The 13,849-nt window shown below is 42.8% G+C and carries 18 protein-coding genes; 7 read left to right on the top strand and 11 right to left on the bottom strand.

Annotation, left to right across the window (positions count from 1 at the left end):
* Positions 1–125 precede the first annotated feature (125 nt).
* The 4 genes from IQ230_RS08860 (at position 126) to IQ230_RS08845 (ending at position 2,463) form a co-directional block, all read left to right on the top strand.
* Positions 126–278, top strand: a complete 153-nt coding sequence (locus IQ230_RS08860; RefSeq protein ID WP_193931649.1) for a hypothetical protein — start codon at positions 126–128, stop codon at positions 276–278.
* A 144-nt stretch (positions 279–422) separates the two neighbouring features.
* Positions 423–1,172, top strand: a complete 750-nt coding sequence (locus tag IQ230_RS08855) for an SDR family oxidoreductase (protein ID WP_228054701.1) — start codon at positions 423–425, stop codon at positions 1,170–1,172.
* A 244-nt stretch (positions 1,173–1,416) separates the two neighbouring features.
* Entirely contained in the window at positions 1,417–1,785 is a 369-nt protein-coding gene (locus IQ230_RS08850) for a calcium-binding protein (RefSeq protein ID WP_193931648.1), read from the top strand.
* A 186-nt stretch (positions 1,786–1,971) separates the two neighbouring features.
* A complete protein-coding gene (locus IQ230_RS08845) occupies positions 1,972–2,463 on the top strand; it encodes a monooxygenase family protein (protein ID WP_193931647.1) in 492 nt (163 codons plus the stop codon).
* 136 nt (positions 2,464–2,599) lie between these two features.
* On the opposite strand, the gene IQ230_RS08840 is transcribed toward IQ230_RS08845, so the two are convergent.
* From IQ230_RS08840 to alaS, 4 genes are all read right to left on the bottom strand, one after another.
* Positions 2,600–2,860: a hypothetical protein gene (locus IQ230_RS08840; protein WP_099700961.1), complete on the bottom strand. Its 261-nt coding sequence runs from the start codon at positions 2,858–2,860 to the stop codon at positions 2,600–2,602.
* A 260-nt stretch (positions 2,861–3,120) separates the two neighbouring features.
* Positions 3,121–3,291 (bottom strand): PDDEXK family nuclease, encoded by a 171-nt coding sequence (locus IQ230_RS27885; protein ID WP_407646633.1) that lies wholly within the window; start codon positions 3,289–3,291, stop codon positions 3,121–3,123.
* 24 nt (positions 3,292–3,315) lie between these two features.
* Entirely contained in the window at positions 3,316–3,579 is a 264-nt protein-coding gene (locus IQ230_RS27880; protein ID WP_407646632.1) for a hypothetical protein, read from the bottom strand.
* A 224-nt stretch (positions 3,580–3,803) separates the two neighbouring features.
* Positions 3,804–6,446 carry an alanine--tRNA ligase gene (gene alaS / locus IQ230_RS08830; protein WP_193931646.1) on the bottom strand — a complete coding sequence of 881 codons (2,643 nt, stop codon included), beginning with the start codon at positions 6,444–6,446 and terminating at the stop codon, positions 3,804–3,806.
* A gap of 224 nt (positions 6,447–6,670) precedes the next feature.
* Between alaS and IQ230_RS08825 the strand changes: the two genes are divergently transcribed.
* On the top strand, positions 6,671–6,880 hold the full coding sequence (locus IQ230_RS08825) for a heavy-metal-associated domain-containing protein (RefSeq protein WP_193931645.1): 210 nt from the start codon (positions 6,671–6,673) through the stop codon (positions 6,878–6,880).
* Positions 6,881–6,997: 117 nt separating this feature from the next.
* Here the strand turns inward: IQ230_RS08825 and infC are convergent, their stop codons facing one another.
* A complete protein-coding gene (infC, locus tag IQ230_RS08820; protein ID WP_099700958.1) occupies positions 6,998–7,525 on the bottom strand; it encodes a translation initiation factor IF-3 in 528 nt (175 codons plus the stop codon).
* A 333-nt stretch (positions 7,526–7,858) separates the two neighbouring features.
* On the opposite strand from infC, the gene IQ230_RS08815 reads away from it, so the two are divergent.
* A complete protein-coding gene (locus IQ230_RS08815) occupies positions 7,859–8,809 on the top strand; it encodes an alpha/beta fold hydrolase (protein WP_193931644.1) in 951 nt (316 codons plus the stop codon).
* Between the two features lie 146 nt (positions 8,810–8,955).
* On the opposite strand, the gene IQ230_RS08810 is transcribed toward IQ230_RS08815, so the two are convergent.
* Positions 8,956–9,303: a BON domain-containing protein gene (locus IQ230_RS08810; RefSeq protein ID WP_193931643.1), complete on the bottom strand. Its 348-nt coding sequence runs from the start codon at positions 9,301–9,303 to the stop codon at positions 8,956–8,958.
* A 231-nt stretch (positions 9,304–9,534) separates the two neighbouring features.
* On the opposite strand from IQ230_RS08810, the gene IQ230_RS08805 reads away from it, so the two are divergent.
* Positions 9,535–10,266, top strand: a complete 732-nt coding sequence (locus tag IQ230_RS08805; RefSeq protein WP_193931642.1) for a 2-phosphosulfolactate phosphatase family protein — start codon at positions 9,535–9,537, stop codon at positions 10,264–10,266.
* A 233-nt stretch (positions 10,267–10,499) separates the two neighbouring features.
* Here IQ230_RS08805 and IQ230_RS08800 read toward each other — a convergent pair whose 3' ends face one another.
* The 5 genes from IQ230_RS08800 to IQ230_RS08780 form a co-directional block, all read right to left on the bottom strand.
* On the bottom strand, positions 10,500–10,706 hold the full coding sequence (locus IQ230_RS08800) for a type II toxin-antitoxin system HicB family antitoxin (RefSeq protein ID WP_193931641.1): 207 nt from the start codon (positions 10,704–10,706) through the stop codon (positions 10,500–10,502).
* The gene (locus IQ230_RS08795; protein WP_193931640.1) at positions 10,690–10,920 is read right to left on the bottom strand and encodes a type II toxin-antitoxin system HicA family toxin; all 231 of its coding nucleotides are present in this window, start codon (positions 10,918–10,920) and stop codon (positions 10,690–10,692) included. Before IQ230_RS08795 ends, IQ230_RS08800 begins: the two co-directional genes overlap by 17 nt.
* Positions 10,921–10,957: 37 nt before the next feature.
* Positions 10,958–11,686 carry a RadC family protein gene (radC, locus tag IQ230_RS08790; protein ID WP_193931639.1) on the bottom strand — a complete coding sequence of 243 codons (729 nt, stop codon included), beginning with the start codon at positions 11,684–11,686 and terminating at the stop codon, positions 10,958–10,960.
* A 104-nt stretch (positions 11,687–11,790) separates the two neighbouring features.
* Complete coding sequence (locus IQ230_RS08785; RefSeq protein WP_193931638.1) at positions 11,791–13,131, bottom strand: glutamine synthetase family protein; 1,341 nt, start codon at positions 13,129–13,131, stop codon at positions 11,791–11,793.
* A 50-nt stretch (positions 13,132–13,181) separates the two neighbouring features.
* Positions 13,182–13,820, bottom strand: a complete 639-nt coding sequence (locus tag IQ230_RS08780; RefSeq protein ID WP_193931637.1) for a pentapeptide repeat-containing protein — start codon at positions 13,818–13,820, stop codon at positions 13,182–13,184.
* Positions 13,821–13,849 lie beyond the last annotated feature (29 nt).

Genomic DNA, 13,849 nt, shown 5'->3' with positions numbered 1-13,849 from the left:
ACAATAATGCACCCTAATTTTCAATATTCGCACAAGAGGTTTTCAAGAGGATTGCTGTTCTTCCAGCGGTAAGCACTGAAGTCCCTGCGAGCGACTGTTAGTAAACGTCCGTTGGTTCGGCGATTTTGGCTGAGCAGTTCCGCTTAGGTGTAGGTGCAATATCAGCGACGAATACTAATCAAAGGTTTATCTACAACCACCTAAATGGAGATCTGTTCTTTGATGCCGATGGCATGGGCGCGACAACCTCAAGTGGCGATCGCATTGCTTGTTGGTAAACCTACTATTACCAGTGCAGACATATCCATTCTTTAAGTAGATCCGCACCAATAAATATAACTACTGAGAACTATTCGTAGTTAATAGCTCATATCGCTTGAACCATAAACCACTCTAAAAGTATTGTGACGTAAGGTGATTAGATGCTTAACGGTAAATATGCATTGATTACAGGAAGTTCGCGCGGTATTGGCAGAGCGATCGCATTAAAATTAGCAGCGCATGGTGTCAATGTTGCCATTCATTACTACAACAATGAGGCAGCCGCTAACGATACTTTGTTGCAAGTACGGCAGCGAGGTGCAGATGGTTTGTTGCTGCAAGCAGATGTCACCAAGCCTCAAGATATCAGTCGCATGTTCAGCCAAATTCAAGACAAGTTTAGCAAGCTAGACATTTTCGTGAGTTGTGCTCGACCGGATATACAGACGTTTTATCGTTCGCCAATGGAGATAACTCTAGATCGCTGGCGTGCAGCCTTGGATTCTCAAGCATTCCTCATCGGAACTCAAAAAGCTACTAGCCTAATGCCGGAGGGCGGGCGAATTATTGCAATCACCTATTCGTCAAGTGGACGCACTGGCAGTTGGCAGCTATGGGCGGCAATGGGAACAGCTAAGGCTGCTTTAGACTCACTTTGTCGCTACTTTGCAGTTGCACTTGCACCTCGTGGTATTACCGTGAATGGTGTGAGTCCTGGATGTATCTTTGGCGAACCGAACATGGTAGAAGGTGGGGTGTTGCGTTCTTTACCGCAAGCATTCCAGGAAGCAACTCAAAACTGGCATGAAAGCGGATGGATACCAATGAGACGCTTGGGAACACCAGTAGATATTGCTAATGCCGTCATGCTGTTGTGCATGAATGAAGCTAGCTTGACGCAGGTCAAATAATTCACGTAGACGGTGGTGCATCCATCATGGATTCAGTGTATCCCCTCGACATTCAGCAGGGATAGTACGGGTAATCAAGTTGGAACGATCGCCTATCAGAGTTTTTCTGAGACTTCTTAGCTCAAGAGTCAGAGAATTTCTGTAACGAAAAATACAAAATTTTCAAATATATTCAAGACAGACTGCGATCGCTTGAATCTTGAGGATAAACCTCTCATGTTGAAATACAAAGAGAAACCAAACAATGGCTACGATCTTTCCTAACCCGAACAATGACCCTGTGTTTGGTACTGCTGAGGATGACATTCTGGTTGGGGATGCCAGGAACAACACGTTTTTTGGCTTTGCTGGCAATGATGAAATTCTCGGTGGAGATGGCAATGACACTCTCAATGGCGGGGTTTGTTTCTTTGATACTGCTGACTATTCCTCTGCGATCGCCGCTGTAACCGTCAATCTAGCTACAGGGACAGCTATTGGCGGAGATGGCAACGATGCCCTGGTTGGTATTGAAGCAGTTACTGGTTCCCAATTTAACGACAATCTCACGGTTGGAACTGGTAATGACGATCTTTTTGGGCAGCTTGGCAACGATACCCTCAAACAACACTAATGGGACACTGTTCTTTGACATTGATGGAACAGGCGCAACAGCACAAGTGCAGATAGCAACACGCTTGCACCTACGATGACCAATGCTGATATTTTCGTCATCGGATGAGTTTAACTAAGTCGGCTGAAAAGCGATCGAGAAGCACCAAATTGTCTAGTTTTACAATCGTTAGAAGGAGTTTACCCCATGCTACAACCCACTAATGAAGCCTACATTGCTGCCCTGTGGGAGCATCCCCAGCTATGTCTTGCCTTCTTCGGCGTTCAATTTCAAACACAAGCAGGACAACGCCTTTATGAAGAATCTGGAATTAGGGAAGAAATGTTTTCTGCTCTAAAGGCAGCTACCTCAGAAGGACTATTGCTAAACCGTATGCTGACCTCTCCGGAAGGACCGCTACTAATGCAGTATTGGCAGTCTTACAGTAGCCTAGAAACTTGGGCGCGGAAAATGCCCCATACTCGCTGGTGGAATTGGCTAGTTGAGAATACAGGCAAAGGGGTAGCCTTCTATCATGAAATTTACCAAGTCAAGACGGGTGAGGCTATTTATGAACCTGGAAGCAGCGCCGTCGGGCCTGCGCTGTTTTGTTCTACTCAAGTGGTGAAAAGTGGCGAAGGTCGCTCTAGAGAACGGCAGCAAAGATTTGTAAAAGATCTCCAAAATAAAGCTATCTAGCTTTCCATATGATACCAGTTTGTGGCATTGTCAAGTTAAATAGGGTTAACAGCAAAGCGTACAATCTGAACGTGCATGCCCTCCCTTGATCGAGCCACGGGTGGCTACATCTGGCTTAGAAAGTTCTTAAGCTCCGTTAAGCGTGTAAATTTGCTTGTTCTTGCAACCAAGGATCGACAGGTTGTCCATCTTTACGACGCAACTCGATTTCTATCGCAATGACTTCTTGGGAACCAGGAGGCGCAGGTTTTTGATGAAAAATAATGTCGTAGTCGGCTGGATTTTGATTGCGTTCTTTTAACCAGTCTTGTACTTTTGTTGTAGCGAAAAATGATTGCCCCTGCTCAAACATTCGGGTAATCTGCATTTGTAGGGTGTATGGATTTAGACGTCCCATTTTTGACTCTCTGTTTTTAGGTAAATGGTAATAGGTAATGGGTAAATGGAGAAGATAAATACTCAGAACTATAATTCTTCAGGATTAATCCCTAATGCTCTCGTTTGGCTGCAAGTTATTGAGAACGGGCTTTTTCTTGTTCTAATTCTTGTAAAGCTTGTTCTTTGGCTTGTTTTTCCTGTTCCCGCGAAGTTGCTAACTCAACACAAGTTCAGTGTCTGACATCTCAAATCGAATTCCAAGTCACGGACTCACCCAACCTAAGATCGGTTCACCATGTCTAGCCGATTTTCTCGACGCAACCAACCACTAAGATCGCCTTTATCGAGATCGTACAAGTAATAGTCTTCTACACTATACGAGTCATAAAATACCAGCTTTTTATCCATCTCTGTTTGGGTATTACCTGGCGATCGCACTTCAAACACCACTTCTGGTGCGATATTGGCTTCTTTCTATTGTTGATAAGAGCCTCTATCTCCTTTGGGTCTACCAAAGACTACCATGGCATCGGGTGCAGAGCGAGTCACGTTGTTTCCTTCAATGGAATACCAAAGTAAGTCACCCGCAACAAATACATCAGCATCGTCTTTACATAACCACTCTAATCCTTCTTTAATAGTGACAATCCAACGAAACTGTTGAGTATGATTTGCTAGCAGCTGACCGTCACTATCAGGATAAATAACCTCTGATAGTGTGGATTGTACTTGTGACATCAGCATATCTCCACATAAAGCGATTAGCTTCGGCTTTCTTCGGGGCTACCTTGAGAGTTTTGAGTGATAAGTTTTGAGTTTTGAATTAGAAGTGACTAGTGACTAGTAGCTAGTGTGTGAGTTTTGAATTAAAAGAATTTTCATAACTCAGCACTTCACGACTCATAACTCTAAATTGGTGGACTTGGTCTGTCTAGCAGCGAATTCATTCGCCCAGCTAGTTGTTATGAACTCAAAGACGATCGCAGTTGTTCGCGGGCGTTTTCTAAAGCTTCAGGAAGTTTACTGGCATCACGCCCACCAGCTTGGGCGAGGTTTGGACGTCCCCCCCCACCACCACCACACAACTTAGCGATCGCCCCGATAAATTTTCCTGCTTGTAAGCCTTGATTATTCACTTGCTTACTAAAAGCAGCAACTAAACTGACTTTTCCAGCTTCAGGAACTGAACCTAAAACAACTGCACCATTACCAAGTTTTTGCAACAAACGTTCAGCTGCAGTTTTGAGTGCTTCAGGATCGACACCTTCTAATTGCGCAACCAAGATTTTATATTCACCTACTGCTTCGGAGGAAGATGACAACAGCGTATCGGATTTAGCGATCGCGAGTTCTGCTTTGAGGCTTTCGAGTTGCTTTTGCGTGTTTTTCAGTTCGTTCTGTAATCCAGTGATGCGATCGCCCAGTTCTTCGGGTTTTGCTTTAAAGCGATCGCTCAGTTCGCGAACAACTTTATCGCGGACATTTAGATAATCTAATACTGCTGAACCTGCTACAGCTTCGATTCGTCGTACTCCAGAAGCAACACCTGATTCAGAAATAATTTTGAAAACGCCAATTTCTGCAGTGTTACTGACGTGTGTACCACCACATAACTCCATTGACAGCCCAGGGAAATCTAAAACACGCACTTGTTCGCCGTATTTTTCCCCGAACATCGCGATCGCACCTTTTGCTTTTGCTTCAGCTAATGACATAATCGCAACATCAGCTTGGACTGCCCGTGTAATCCAATCATTCACTTGTTCTTCAACTTTTTGTACTTCCTCTGGTATCAGCGCCCGCGGACAGTTAAAATCGAACCGCAGGCGATCAAACGCTACTAAAGAACCTGCTTGCGAAATCGAATCATCAACAATTTTCTTTAAAGCTGCTTGCAACAAATGAGTTGCGGTATGATGCGCTTGCACGCGACGGCGACACGCACTATCAATTTGTGCGTTGACTTGATCTCCCACACGTAACGTTCCCCGCACAATACGCCCAATATGGATATAAAAGTCAGATTCGCGCTGTACGTCTGTCACTTCTACTAATGCATGCTCACTGCTGATATACCCGCGATCGCCGATTTGTCCTCCCGATTCAGCATAAAATGGCGTTGTATCAAGAACAACTTGGACATCAGTTCCCACTTCGGCTGATTCTATAGTTTCACCGTTAAGTAAAATCGCTTCAACAACTCCTTGGCTGGAGAACTGCGTATAACCAACAAACTCCGTAACCTTGATCTCTTCTGCAAGTTTGTCTAGCGAACCTTGAACCGTTAAATCAATTGTTTCGTGGGCTTCTTGCGATCGCGTTTGTTGTTCTTCCATCGCCGCATTGTACCCAGCTTCATCCACTGTGAGATTGTGTTCTGCTGCAATTTCTTGCGTCAGTTCGAGTGGAAAGCCGTAGGTATCATATAAAGTAAACGCATCGCGTCCGTCAATTTGAGTTTTTTCTTGTTTCTTGACTTTTTCAATAATTTCTGCTAGCAAATCTTCACCCCGCGCCAAAGTTTTCAAGAAGCGCGATTCTTCGCGTTGTAGTTCTGCTTTAATTGCATCTTCTTGTTGACGCACTTCGGGGTAAGCCGATTCAGCAAGCGCGATCGCACTTTCTGCAACTTGTGTTGTAAATTCACCCTCAATCCCAATTAATCTGCCATGACGCACAATACGCCGAATCAAGCGTCGTAAGACATAACCGCGTCCTACATTAGAAGCATGAATTTCATCAGAGATCATGTGGACAACTGCACGAATGTGATCTCCAATTACCTTGAGAGATACTTGCGTCTTTTCATCACTCTTGGCGTAGTTAATTCCGGCAATTTCTGCTGCGGTTTTAATAATTGGGAAAATCAAGTCAGTTTCGTAGTTATTTGGAACCTGTTGCAAAATCTGCGCCATGCGTTCCAAACCCAATCCTGTATCAATATTTTTATTTTGGAGTGGTGTTAAGTTACCATCAGCATCGCGGTTGTATTGCATGAACACTAGGTTGTAAAACTCAATAAACCGCGTGTCGTTTTCTAAATCAATGTCATTACCCTGTTTTGGATGAAAATCATAGTATATTTCTGAACATGGACCACATGGACCTGTAGGACCTGATGCCCAGAAGTTATCATCCTCTCCCATGCGTTTGATGTGAGTTTCCCGAACGCCAATTTTATCGCGCCAAATCGCATAAGCTTCATCGTCATCTTCAAAGACACTGACAACGAGACGTTCAGCAGGTAAGCCAAAGACTTCGGTAGAGATTTCCCAACCCCAGGCGATCGCTTGTTCTTTAAAATAATCGCCAAAGCTAAAATTCCCTAGCATCTCAAAAAACGTGTGATGCCGTTTAGTCCGCCCAACATTTTCGATATCATTGGTACGAATACACTTCTGGGATGTTGTGGCTCTTTTAAATTCAGGCGATCGCTGTCCGAGAAATATCGGTTTAAATGGTAGCATTCCCGCGATCGTCAGCAGCACGGTGGGATCTTCAGGTACTAGAGAAGCACTAGGCAAAACGGTATGTCCTCGTTGTGCGTAAAAATCGAGGAATTTTTGCCGAATGTCGTTACCGCTGAGATACTGGGGAGAAAACATGGGTTCTTTCGAGTGGCTAGTGGCTAATGGCTAGAGATAATGGCAGTCTAGCGTATCAGTTGATTTAACTTAACTTTTATATATTTTTGCATTTTGGTTGTTGTTGTAGCCACCCGTAGTGGATGTATCTCAAATAATCTAGCTAAGGGTTCATGAACTCAACATGCTCCGAACTGTAGAATAATCATTTGGAAAATTCTGAATTCGATCAATTTTATTTAGTTATGGCTCTTAAACTCAACGTTCCAAGTATTGTCTGTGATGGTTGTGCGCAAACGATTACTGAATCTATCAATACAATGGAACCCGACGCGCAAGTCAATGTCGATGTCAAAGCAAAGACAGTGACAGTAGAATCTGAAGCTTCTGAAGAAACCATCAAACAAGCGATCGTTGCTGCTGGTCACACAGTTGAAGGTTATCAAGCAGGTTAAGATTTGATGATGTAACTGGCTTACCACGCAACAAGCCAAAACCAACTAAAAATAAGTGATGAGTGGAAAATCACTCATCACATTAATAGCACTAAGTTGTATAGATTTATGACAAAATTACTTCTTCGGAGCTATTAGCATCATCATATTTTTACCTTCTTTTTTTGGCGCTTGCTGGACTTCTCCTACTTGCTCTAAATCCGTTGCCATCCGTTTTAGCAAAGTTTCCGCTAGGTCGCTGTGTTGGATTTCACGACCTCGGAACATTACAGTAGCTTTCACTTTATCGCCATCTTTAAGAAAGCGTTGTGCTTGGTTAACCCGTACTTTGTAGTCGTGTTCCTCAATCTTGTAGCGCATCTTAACTTCTTTGACGTCAGCAGTATGCTGCTTTTTTCGAGCTTCCCGTGCTTTTTTCTCTTGCTCGAATTTATACTTGCCGTAGTCCATAATTCGACAAACAGGGGGATCGGCTTTGTCGCTGAGGAGGACGAGATCAAGCTCTTTCTCTTCTGCTATTTGCAAAGCTTCTCGTGGCGATAGAAGTCCAAGTTGCGCTCCATCGGTGTCTATGACCCGAATTTTAGGAAAGCGAATTTGTTCGTTAGTTAAGGTGAGATCGCGATTTTTTCTTTTGTCAATCACAGGCGTTAATAATCAAGAGCAACTGTTTGGAAAAACCAGCCTTACTTTTAGCTTAAATAAGCGAAGAATAATGCTTGTGGCACTATATCAATTAAAGTTTAGCTAAACTCAGTAAGAAGTGGGATTGAGTGTCATTAATCTTTAGCAAACAGAAGACTATGTTTGGTACTCGAACAACACTTTAGCAAATTTTTAAGCTGAGTGGGGGTAGGGTAAATCCTACATTTTAGGACGGGCAGACAGTATTAGCTAAAATAGATGCAATGTTTGCTTGCCTTTCGCTAAAATTTAAATAAAATCTTAAGAGATTTTTGTAAATTTATTTTAAACAGAATGAGTGCGATCGGTTCTGATTGTTGGCAACAAAGAATTGGCAGTCAAAGAGACTGGGTTTGGCGGGGATGGCAAACTCGATATACCTATATTCGACCAAAAAAGCAACTCCCCGAAACGAAACCAATTCTTTTACTTCATGGTTTTGGCACTTCAATTGGGCACTGGAGGCAAAATCTTAGCGTACTTGGAGAATTGCATACTGTTTATGCAATTGACATGCTAGGTTTTGGCGCTTCTGAGAAAGCTGCAGCAAATTATCAGATTACGCTTTGGGTTGAGCAGGTTTACGACTTTTGGCGAACGTTTATTCGCCATCCGGTTGTTCTAGTCGGTAATTCAATTGGTTCACTCGTGTCGCTGGCTGCTGCTGCGAGTCATCCAGAGATGGTACAAGGAGTTGTGATGTTAAGTTTACCCGATCCATCTTTGGAAGAAGAAGTGATTCCTACTGCTTTAAGACCGGTTGTGCAAACAATCAAATCGCTGGTTGCTTCACCACCAATCCTAAAAACTGCATTTCGCTTAATCAACAGACCATCAATCGTCCGGCGATGGGCATCAATTGCCTATGCTAACCCTACTGCAGTCACTGATGAATTGGTAGATATACTAATAGGTCCAGCACAAGACCGAGGTTCCGCGCAAGCATTTTATGCAACTATTAAAGCAATATCAAGTGCTAACGGCATTAGCGTTAAAAAATTATTACCTTCTGTTGAGGTACCAATGTTACTAATCTGGGGAGAACAAGACCGGATGGTTCCCCCAAAATTAGCACAAAAGTTCATAGCATATAATCCGCAGGTGCAGCTTTTACAACTAAAGAATGCAGGACACTGCCCACACGATGAATGCCCTGAGGAAGTCAACCTAGCAATCTTAAATTGGATAAATAGTTTTTTACAGCCAGCAAGCGACTCAAAGTCTACTTTTGCTTCTATTACATAAAAATCACTACTAACTAATAGTAACTAATTTATGAAACAACTCTCTACAATAATTATTATAGAGAGTTATATAAAGTGGAAGATTTATTGCCACATACTTTGGCATTTACATCACTTAGCTATCCAATCCAATAAATTTAAAACAATTTAGCCAATTGTTACTTGGTTAGTTTCTACAGAGGTTGCGCCGTGAACTCCTCGTGCGACTGAAACCATCTTGTTAAGAATTTCTTGATTGGGAACTCTACCTTTTAATACAACTGTGCTACCTGTTTGTGCTACATACAGAGTATCAATATCATCGATGGCTGAGTCTTGATCAAATGCTAAAGCGACTCGTTTTGCTAAACCGCTTTGATCGTATTCTCCATTTAATCCCATGCGCTCAGCCGGAACTTGTTGGGTAGTAGCTCCTGCTTGAGGTTGCGGTTTTGTACTAAAAGACGGTGCGTTCTTTGGTCTATCAAGTCCAAAAAGTCTTTTTAGCCAACTCATAATCTTTTGTGTAAATAAACTATTCAACAACTTTTATTAAACCAAGTTTTGGCATTTGTAGCATCTACCTACGAAAAGATCTTATGGTAAGTATTGAATAACCCAGTAGATATATGTTAATAAATACACGAAATAAGAATAGTTGCTGAAAAAGTTAGAAATTTTAGGTATCAGAATAGCCATATGATTTGGTAAGATGACCAAAGTTTTGATTGCAGTGATTGTTAGGTTGTGAAACTATTCATTTACCACACTCCCGAACTGACTCCAGAGGATAAAGTACCAGACTGTGCGATCGCAGTCGATGTACTACGTGCAACAACGACAATTGCTACTGTATTGGCAGCTGGCGCTGAAGCAGTGCAAGTGTTCAGCGATTTAGATCAGTTGATACAGGTAAGTGAAGCTTGGTCAGCCGACAAAAGACTACGAGCAGGAGAACGTGGCGGCGCTAAAGTAGCAGGCTTTGATATGGGCAACTCTCCTCTTGATTGTACACCAGAGCGCGTCCAAGGACGCCGATTATTTATTAGTACAACGAATGGAACCCGCGCACTACAACGAGTACAAAACGCTGCTGCTGTAACGGCTGCTGCTTTTATCAACCGTGCGGCTGTTGTGAAGTATATTATGGCTCAGCAACCAGAAATATTATGGATTGTGGGTTCTGGTTGGGAAGGAAGTTTTTCACTTGAAGATACAGCATGTGCTGGAGCGATCGCCCATAGTATTTGGCAACAAACCGAATTACCTTTAGCAGAGTTAGCCGGAAATGATGAGGTGATGGGAGCGATCGCGCTTTATGCTCAATGGCAAAATAATTTATTAGACTTATTTCATCATGCCAGTCATGGCAAGCGCTTACTACGCCTTGATTGCTATGAAGATTTAAAATACTGTGCTCAAACAGACATTGTTGATGTGCTGCCTTTACAACAAGAGCCAGGAGTTTTAAAAGTGTAAATAGGATATCCTGCGTGCTACCACTGTGCTAATCATCCGTAGGGGTATAAATTAATATAATAGAGAGTGATTAACAAGTACGTAATATTTTCAATCTCCCTGTGGGTATTCATCCTCTAGACACGTTTCGATTGCTCTGGCTGATGATTCGAGGTTGGGGAAGTTTTTTGGACATTACTGATGGTTATCCGGTGTATCCTTGTTTCATCATTTGTGTACCAGTAGTACATAAATTATCCTGCAAGTGCTGGTTGTGGTAGTGCTTTACCTTGGTCTTGATAATGCAAGCACATTGTTTCTAAAAGTTCCTCCGCACTTTCTAAGGCATCTTTATAAGTATTGCCATGAGTACGAACGTATGGACCAAACTCAGGTAACGAAGCGATGTATACTTGGTCTTCGTCACTCCACTGAATAAGAATACTATAGTGTGGTGTCATCTTCCCCTCCAGGCTGTTTCACTTCTTGCAAAGCATTACGAACATCTTTTTCTTGATAACGCTGTGCATCGTCTCCGTCATTACCAGCTAAGGTAATGTTGTATGGCAGCAACGGATGTTGCCATACTGAATGGCTTCCTTTACCCCGTTTTGGCAAACAGATAAAGCCTGCCTTCCTCAACATTGCCTTAAGTTCTCTAATCTTTTTGGGCATATATTCTAAAGTACAAGATAGGAAAAGAAGTTTAGATTTATTCCTGTGGATACTCATCCCATAAAGTTGTTATTTCGCGCAGACTTTGATGATTACCGTCACCCAAAATGAGATGATCTAGTAAAGGAACGTCTAAAAATTGCGCTCCAGCTAAAAGTTGTCGTGTCAATTCAATGTCTTGAGGACTCGGTTCTACATTTCCTGAAGGATGATTATGAGCAACAATCACTCTTGTTGCACCCTGACGAATGACTTCTCGAAAAATTTCTCTGGGAGAGGCTAAGGTTTCCGTTGCTGTACCGATTGTAATCACCTGAGTACCAATGAGTCGGTTTTTAACATCTAAAAGCAACACAGCAAAACGTTCTTGTGCTTGCCACATTAAATCTTGACTTAAAGTCGCTGCAGCTGCTGCTGGACTATCAATGACAGTGCGTTCCAGAGGGCGAGATTGAAATGCTCGTTTACCCAGTTCAATAGCAGCAACAATTGTTGCCGCTTTAGCTGATTTGATCCCGTGAATTTGCATAAGTTCTTGAGGAGTTATTTCCCTGAGAACAGCCAGCGGATCGCGTTGATTTTTACCTAGTTCTTGTAAAATATACTGCCCTAAACCTACTGCTGAAAGCTTTCCCTGTCCTTGACCTGTACCTAGTAAAATAGCAATTAGTTCTGCTGTTGCTAAATTGTTAGCACCATGAGCTAACAATCGCTCGCGCGGTCTTTCAGTTGTTGGTATATCTGCAATTCTCAAACAATAGGTCATAGCAATTAGGCAATCAATACTTACAGTGAGACTACCTTTATTTATGCCCTCTTTTGTCTAAAAAGTTACATTCAATAGTATAAATATGAGTCGGCACCTTGCCACTAGTATCGCTCTAACAAGAGTTTGACTTCTGCCGCTAAATCGAAATTCTGCATCGCTTCCCATTCAGCTTGTCGCACTGATAAGAAGGCTTGAGCTAACTGTGGATTTAAGGCACTTAGAAGAGTGTTATTTTGTTTGAGGTGAGCGATCGCATCTCCTAAATTTTTTGGTAGTCGGTCAATACCACGTTTTTGTAATTCTGTTGGTGATAAGAGTCCTGGATCGACATTGATTGATTCTCCAAGCGTCGAATTGTGGCGTACTCCATCAATTCCAGCAGCAATGACAGCACCCAAAGCCAAGTAAGGATTAGAGGTAGCATCCACAGTTTTTAACTCAAAATGGGTTGGATACTCATGTTCTGGATCGCTAGGGACTCTAACAGCAGCTTCGCGATTATCAATTCCCCAACAACGAAAAGCACCACTCCAATAATGAGGACGTAAGCGACGATAAGAATTAGGACTAGGAGTTGCGATCGCCATCAGTGCGGGAAGATGATGTAAAATTCCGGCAATGAATGCCCTTGCGACAGAAGATAGTCCTTCTCTACCTTCTGATGGAACTAAATTTTTACCGTCACGCCATAAGCTTAAGTGGAGATGACAACCACTACCCGCAGCATCAGGAAAGATTTTAGGTAAGAACGATGCTTTAAGACGGTGTTTGAAGGCGATCGCCCGCACTGTGTTTCTAAAGATGATTTGCCGATCAGCAGCAACTAACGCTGAACTATAGCGCATGGAAATTTCCTGTTGTCCAAAACCTGATTCTGGATAATACTGTTCGACAGGAATTCCTTGTGCAATTAATGCCTCAGCAATTTCATCAATCACCTCGCGGTTAATATCGATCGCCACAGCAGCAGCAAAAAGTGTTTCGTCTACTGGAACAAGACTATCGGTTTGCTGTAGCAGATAAAACTCATTTTCAAACGCTGCTTGAATTTCTATCCCCTCACCAGCAGCTATATCAATCATTCGCTTGAGAAAATTCCGAGGACACAACACCCAAGGTTGTTTATTGTAGATCATGTCACCCATGACTTGAGCATGACCAGATGCATATGGTAGAAGTACCAAGTTAGACCAATCGGGAACTAAGCGAATTTCCCCAACAGGACTTAACCCACTATCTGGCATGACTGCATCATACATGACAGGCACACCTTGCTGCCCTGCACAGATACCGACACCGTGTTCGATGTAATGCGATAGCATTCCTCTGTGTACAGCTTTGCCACGAATAATATTAGCGTTGTCACACCACAAAATCCGCAAAAATCGGACATCATTAGCTTCAAGCGATGAGATGACTTCGTGACTTGTACTTTTAGGCATCGATACAACACAATAAGACTAAGTTTATTTCTTTGCTTCCCCTGCTTCCTTCACTGATGAACTGTACCATCAGGCATAATTGCTCCTGTGAGGCGAGCACCCGTCAGTTTTACTAAAATGCGATCGCCAACTTTCATCCGTGCCCCACGCAAGTCAGCGCCACTTAAGTCAGAACCACTTAAATCAGCACCTACTAAATTGGCTTCTCGGAGGTTAGCATGACTGAGATTAGCTTGCAAAAGATTGGCACGAAACAAATTTGCTTGAAATAAAATTGCTCCACTGAGATTGACTTTATGCATAAACGCATCACTCAGATTCGCGCCTGTAAAGTTAGCATTGCGAAAATCTCTTCCTGAGAGATCTTTTTCTTTTAAGTTGGCTCTTTTAAAATCTGCGCCCCAATATCGAGTATCACTTGAGTGTGAGTGAGGACGAGGTGGCGGTGGTGGTGAGGCGGTTGGTGGAGTAACTTTAGTTTTCTGTTGCAAATACGAGCGCAAGCGATCGCGTGCTGTATTGATTTCTTTGAGGAACTCGTTCGCTTTTTGTTGCAGTCGCGGATTATCGTTAGGAATGCGATCCGGATGCCAAATAAAAGCCAAATCTTTATAGGCTTGGTTAACTTCTTCGAGTGTTGCTCCTGGTTCTAATCCCAGAACTCTGTAGTATTGCTCGTTGGCACTCATCTGCGTTCTTTACCCTGCATGGCTACCAT

The sequence above is a fragment of the Gloeocapsopsis crepidinum LEGE 06123 genome (genome assembly GCF_015207655.1).
In the GTDB taxonomy this organism is placed as follows: domain Bacteria; phylum Cyanobacteriota; class Cyanobacteriia; order Cyanobacteriales; family Chroococcidiopsidaceae; genus Gloeocapsopsis; species Gloeocapsopsis crepidinum.
Note: the sequence above shows the minus strand (reverse complement) of the source record. Positions and strands in the feature narration are given on the sequence as shown.

What these genes read in the sequence shown, in the direction of transcription:
- IQ230_RS27880 (WP_407646632.1), bottom strand. Translation starts at nt 3,579, where the DNA reads ATGTCACAAGTACAATCCACACTATCAGAGGTTATTTATCCTGATAGT.
- IQ230_RS08810 (WP_193931643.1), bottom strand. Translation starts at nt 9,303, where the DNA reads ATGAGTTGGCTAAAAAGACTTTTTGGACTTGATAGACCAAAGAACGCA.
- IQ230_RS08780 (WP_193931637.1), bottom strand. Translation starts at nt 13,820, where the DNA reads ATGAGTGCCAACGAGCAATACTACAGAGTTCTGGGATTAGAACCAGGA.
- IQ230_RS08855 (WP_228054701.1), top strand. Translation starts at nt 423, where the DNA reads ATGCTTAACGGTAAATATGCATTGATTACAGGAAGTTCGCGCGGTATT.
- IQ230_RS08825 (WP_193931645.1), top strand. Translation starts at nt 6,671, where the DNA reads ATGGCTCTTAAACTCAACGTTCCAAGTATTGTCTGTGATGGTTGTGCG.
- radC (WP_193931639.1), bottom strand. Translation starts at nt 11,686, where the DNA reads ATGACCTATTGTTTGAGAATTGCAGATATACCAACAACTGAAAGACCG.
- IQ230_RS08815 (WP_193931644.1), top strand. Translation starts at nt 7,859, where the DNA reads ATGAGTGCGATCGGTTCTGATTGTTGGCAACAAAGAATTGGCAGTCAA.
- IQ230_RS08840 (WP_099700961.1), bottom strand. Translation starts at nt 2,860, where the DNA reads ATGGGACGTCTAAATCCATACACCCTACAAATGCAGATTACCCGAATG.
- IQ230_RS08800 (WP_193931641.1), bottom strand. Translation starts at nt 10,706, where the DNA reads ATGACACCACACTATAGTATTCTTATTCAGTGGAGTGACGAAGACCAA.
- IQ230_RS08850 (WP_193931648.1), top strand. Translation starts at nt 1,417, where the DNA reads ATGGCTACGATCTTTCCTAACCCGAACAATGACCCTGTGTTTGGTACT.
- IQ230_RS08795 (WP_193931640.1), bottom strand. Translation starts at nt 10,920, where the DNA reads ATGCCCAAAAAGATTAGAGAACTTAAGGCAATGTTGAGGAAGGCAGGC.
- IQ230_RS08845 (WP_193931647.1), top strand. Translation starts at nt 1,972, where the DNA reads ATGCTACAACCCACTAATGAAGCCTACATTGCTGCCCTGTGGGAGCAT.
- IQ230_RS08785 (WP_193931638.1), bottom strand. Translation starts at nt 13,131, where the DNA reads ATGCCTAAAAGTACAAGTCACGAAGTCATCTCATCGCTTGAAGCTAAT.
- alaS (WP_193931646.1), bottom strand. Translation starts at nt 6,446, where the DNA reads ATGTTTTCTCCCCAGTATCTCAGCGGTAACGACATTCGGCAAAAATTC.